General features: G+C 35.6%; 3 protein-coding genes. 1 reads left to right on the forward strand and 2 read right to left on the reverse strand.

Features of this window, described 5'->3' with window-relative positions:
* Positions 1-81: 81 nt before the first annotated feature.
* Positions 82-1,350 (reverse strand): carboxypeptidase-like regulatory domain-containing protein, encoded by a 1,269-nt coding sequence (locus LDB17_RS12295; RefSeq protein ID WP_393925046.1) that lies wholly within the window; start codon positions 1,348-1,350, stop codon positions 82-84.
* Between the two features lie 150 nt (positions 1,351-1,500).
* On the reverse strand, positions 1,501-3,357 hold the full coding sequence (locus tag LDB17_RS12300) for a PQQ-binding-like beta-propeller repeat protein (RefSeq protein WP_252636445.1): 1,857 nt from the start codon (positions 3,355-3,357) through the stop codon (positions 1,501-1,503).
* Between the two features lie 556 nt (positions 3,358-3,913).
* Here LDB17_RS12300 and LDB17_RS12305 point away from each other — a divergent pair.
* The coding region (locus LDB17_RS12305; RefSeq protein ID WP_393925047.1) for an exo-beta-N-acetylmuramidase NamZ domain-containing protein at positions 3,914-4,926 on the forward strand (1,013 nt) is incomplete at its 3' end.

Genomic DNA, 4,926 nt, shown 5'->3' on the forward strand with positions numbered 1-4,926 from the left:
ATCAAGGAAAGTATTTCCGCCATGCTCCGGGTTTTATGAATGCAGCTAATATGAATACGCTCCAAACAGACTTGATGAGACTTAATGCATCTTTAACTGCTGATATAACAAAAGATTTGCATTATAACGCTTCAATTTATCTGTGTTAATTCTCATGAAACCAGACTGATCAACATAACCTAATGAAATAAGGAAAGTCGAGTTATCACCTAAGCGACCTTGTGCAGAAAGATTATGAGTCTGTTGCGGAGTCCAGTCTTTTAACATTTCTTTGTGAGCATCCCATACCCGATAGGTATAAGCACGCCCATCAATAATTTCCCAATCTTCACCATAAATCATTTCTTTGTTATCAAAGGATCTGCTAGAGGCATATTTTTCCTTCCATTTTATAATTCCTGGAAGCAATACATCATGATACATCCCAAAAGATTCAGACCTTGACCCTGGAGTATTACGCTGAGAGGCAGCCATTAGCACAGGAAGCTCATCAACGGGATCTACAAATTTAACCAGATTGCTAGGTTTACTAAAAGCCATATTACCACTATAACTGAATTTGACCTTGTCTCCTTCTGCCCGTCCTTTTTTGGTGGTAATCAATATCACACCAAAAGCAGCTCTTGCTCCATAAATAGAAGCAGAAGAGGCATCTTTTAGAACAGATACATTTGCAATATCAGCCGGATTTATTAATGTCAAATCAGTAGGAACACCATCAACCAATACGAGAGGCTCTCCGGCTTCTTTTCCATCAATAATAGTTCCAACACCTCGAATGTTCATTTTAGCACCTGCACCTAAATTTCCACTATTATATGTAATTGTCAAACCAGGCGTAATACCTTGCAGCGCTTTTGTCACATCAGTAAGAGGCTTACTTCCTAAAGCCTTCTCTACATCAACAGAAGCCACAGCCCCCGTTAAATTTTCTTTTTTCTGTACACCAAAACCAACAACAACAACTTCGCTCATCATTTGAGCATCTTCTATCATTGTTACATTAATTGTTTTTTGATTCCCTATCGCTATTGATTGTGGTTTATACCCCACATATGTAAAAGTCAACGTTGCATTAGCTGTAGTGGAAATACTATATTCCCCATCCATATCAGTGAGAGTTCCGTTTGTTGTTCCTTTCACGGTTACGCTAACACCAATCAGTGGTTCTCCTTTAGAATCTATAACTTTCCCTTGAATAGTTACCTTTGCTTGTTGTTGCTCCATAAATGTATTTAACTTCGCCCCCGAAGCATAAACACTCATGGCAAATGAGCAAACCAGCCCAATAGCTAACAAACAAAGAATTCTCTTTGACAGTGTTTTTCTGTTTGTTTTTGAGTTATTCATAATACTTTGTTTATTAAAATTTAAAAAATACTTTTTCTTAATAAGTATAAAACATGAGAAGATTAAGGATTAATTTTAGGCTTATAGCTTTTTTTTCATACGTTTATTTAATAAAAGGTTATACAAATATTTAATTTCTGATTTTCTTTTTTATTGAGCAGACAGAACACCAACAATCCCTTCACTAGAAGAAAATAGACATTCTTTATTGCCTAAGGGAACTACTGTATTTATTAATGAATTACCTTTTTTATGTTTCCATAGTAGTTTGCCCGTTCTCGCATCCAGAGCGAAAACAATTCCATTCTTGGTACTGCCATATACAATATTATCCTTTTCCACTGGCATTGATGGGGCATGATCATATCCATAAAAAGCATTAACAGACCATATTTTATTCGGAGCATCACTTAATGCTGAATAACAAACAACACTATCTTGCATTGTTTTACTATACAATCTGGTTTTATCGATGGATAGACCTATTGTCTCACGAACCATTGATTCTTTTGTGCGCCAAACTGTGTTGCCCGTTTGTGCATCTACAGCTGTCATCACCCTATCCGGAGCCGTAAAAAACACCTTACCATGCGCAGCTACAGGCCACACCGCTGCCGGAGAAAAATGCATACGAGTCAGACCGCCATCCCATTTCCACAAGAGACCTCCTGTATTTTTGTCCAAAGCGTACATATTATTATCCCAAGCTCCGAAAATAACCTTGTCTTCATAAATTAAAGGACGAGTCTCTATATACCCTTCAACCTGACTGTACTCCCAGACAAGCGAGCCATCTTTTACACTTATAGCTCTCATTGTATGGTCACTAGCCCCAATATAGGCAATTCCGTCTTCAATTGTGACAGCCCCTAAGACAGCTTCTTTTGCCGGATATTTCCATATCTGTTTACCTGTATTTGCTTGTATGCCATATATATACTTATCTGCAGACCCAAAAACAACAATATCGTTGCTTACAGCTAGAGTACCAACAATTCTGTTATTTGTTTTAAAGCGCCAAATCTCCTTCCCGTCTCGCAAAGCCAAACAAGATAGAATGCCCGAATCATCTCCGACATAAACTTTACTCTGATAAACAACAGGAGATGAATATATAGTGTTGCCTATATTTGTAATCCATTTTTCTTTTACTTGAGGATAAATGTGATTTACAGAGTCTGATGGTCGCTTATAAATAGAATTATCTTCAGTGTAATATTTTTTAGTTAAAGAATACCCGCCCCATTTTTTAGGTTCTTGTCCTATTTTATGTTCATAAACCAATATTGAATCTGGTGTTACTCTATATAAGGAATAGCCTCCCAGTCCATCCGATTTATCGCGCAGGTTAGATCTATTCAAAATACCGGGTATCCCATCATAAGAAAACAATAGGTTACGATGGTAATGACCTCCTAAAACTACTTTAACGTTGTATTTCCTTGCTAAATCTGTTACTTCATACCAATTATCGACATCTCCATCTTGCAAAGGATAGTGTGTTACAAGAACAAAAGGAGTGCCTGGCTTAGCAGATGAAAATTCATTTCTCAACCATGCGATATCTTGGGGAGCAACATGCCCATCCATCATCCGAATTATTGGCCCTGTAGCAAATCCTAGAAATGTAATTCCATTATATTCGAACTTAAATCGTTCTGAGCCGAAAATATGGCCAAAATCAGTAGCACCGGATTCGCTCCATTTAGTCTCATGATTGCCTGATAACGGATAATATTTCACATTAAGTTGATCCAACAAACCTTTTACCTTTTCTAAAGATGCCCTATCTCCCTCTTCAGTTAAATCACCCGTAACCAAAACAAAACTAATATCGGGCGTTTTATTGATCTGATCAACAGTACGTTTTAAATCATTATAAGCCAAAGAATCTTTCGTTACATGCGTATCTGTTACTAGAGCAAAGTTGAAACTTTGCCCTTTTATTATTCCAGCAAGCAACAATAAGGATATTAATAGAGGTAAACGGCAAGATAGGTTCTTCATATAAACAAGGTTTGTATAGATAAGCTGAATAAATAAGATCACTTCCCGACTTGAACTATACAAATATATAAGGTTTTTAGATACATTTTTCGAGTTATTCATCAATTTTAATATTTATTATATTTTATACATAAATTTTACACAATAAGATACTCGCCAGAGTAAAATATATATCTAATATATAATATGTTATACATATAAAATAGAAAAAGCACACGAACCCAAATAAGCAGAAAATAATATATATTAATATCATTAAACCATGCCAAATACTAAAAACAACGACAAAAAGAGAAAACACAAACCCAAAATAAGAATCAAACAAAGATACTTAAAGAAATTACACATAGCAACACTACACAAAAAGCAAATATTTGTATATAACACAAAATTATTGTTAATTTAGCTATTTATTACAACAATAAAGATACCTAATTAAAGATATCCTCTTATATTTGTTGTGTAATCCTAATAAAATTAAAGCCACTGAACTATATAATCTCTAATCTCTTATCTTTGGAGTTCAAATTAGAATTAACAATCAAAGGATTAAACTATGAAAAGACTTTTGAATATAGCCCTTTTATTGCTCTTTATGGCAAACATATACGGACAGAATAGCCCGACGGTTGCTGCGGAATTAACAGAAGAATACATACCATTATTAAAAGATAAGCGTATAGCTGTATTATCTAACCATACTGGCATGGTTGGAAATAAACACTTAGTAGATATATTAGTAAAAGAGAAGGTTAATGTAACGTCTATCTTCTCTCCTGAACATGGATTTAGAGGTGATGCTGACGCTGGAGAGCATGTTTCTAATTCGGTGGACAAAAAAACAGGTATACCTATAAAATCCTTATATGACGGCAACAGTCGCAAACCAAGTAAAGAAGCGATGGATTCATTTGATGTTATGCTATTCGACATACAGGATGTTGGTCTTCGATTCTACACCTATTATATAACGATGGTAAGACTTATGGATGTATGTGCAGAATACAATAAAAAATTCATTGTATTAGATCGCCCTAATCCAAACGGTCATTATGTAGATGGGCCGATACTAGACATGAAATATAAATCTGGCGTAGGATGGCTCCCAATACCCGTAGTACATGGAATGACTTTAGGAGAGTTGGCTCTGATGGTGAATGGAGAACATTGGCTTAGTGAAAACCGCATCTGTGACCTGACAGTGGTTAAATGCAAAAATTACACTCATAAAACTCTTTATGAATTGCCGATAGCTCCATCTCCTAACTTACCGAATATGAAATCAATATATCTGTATCCGTCAACATGCCTGTTTGAAGGGACACCTGTGAGTTTGGGACGAGGTACAACTTATCCATTTCAGGTATACGGTCATCCTCAAATGAAAGGATATACATTCTCTTTTACACCCAAAAGCATATCCGGCGCAAAGAATCCGCCTCTTTTAAATCAAAAATGCTATGGAGTTGATTTAAGAAACATATCCGACGAAGATATATACAAGAAAGGAGTCGATCTCTCGTATATTATAGATGCATATAAAAATTTAAACCTGGGAGACAAATTCTT

Source organism: Dysgonomonas sp. Shenzhen-Wh21 (assembly GCF_043392705.1).
In the GTDB taxonomy this organism is placed as follows: domain Bacteria; phylum Bacteroidota; class Bacteroidia; order Bacteroidales; family Dysgonomonadaceae; genus Dysgonomonas.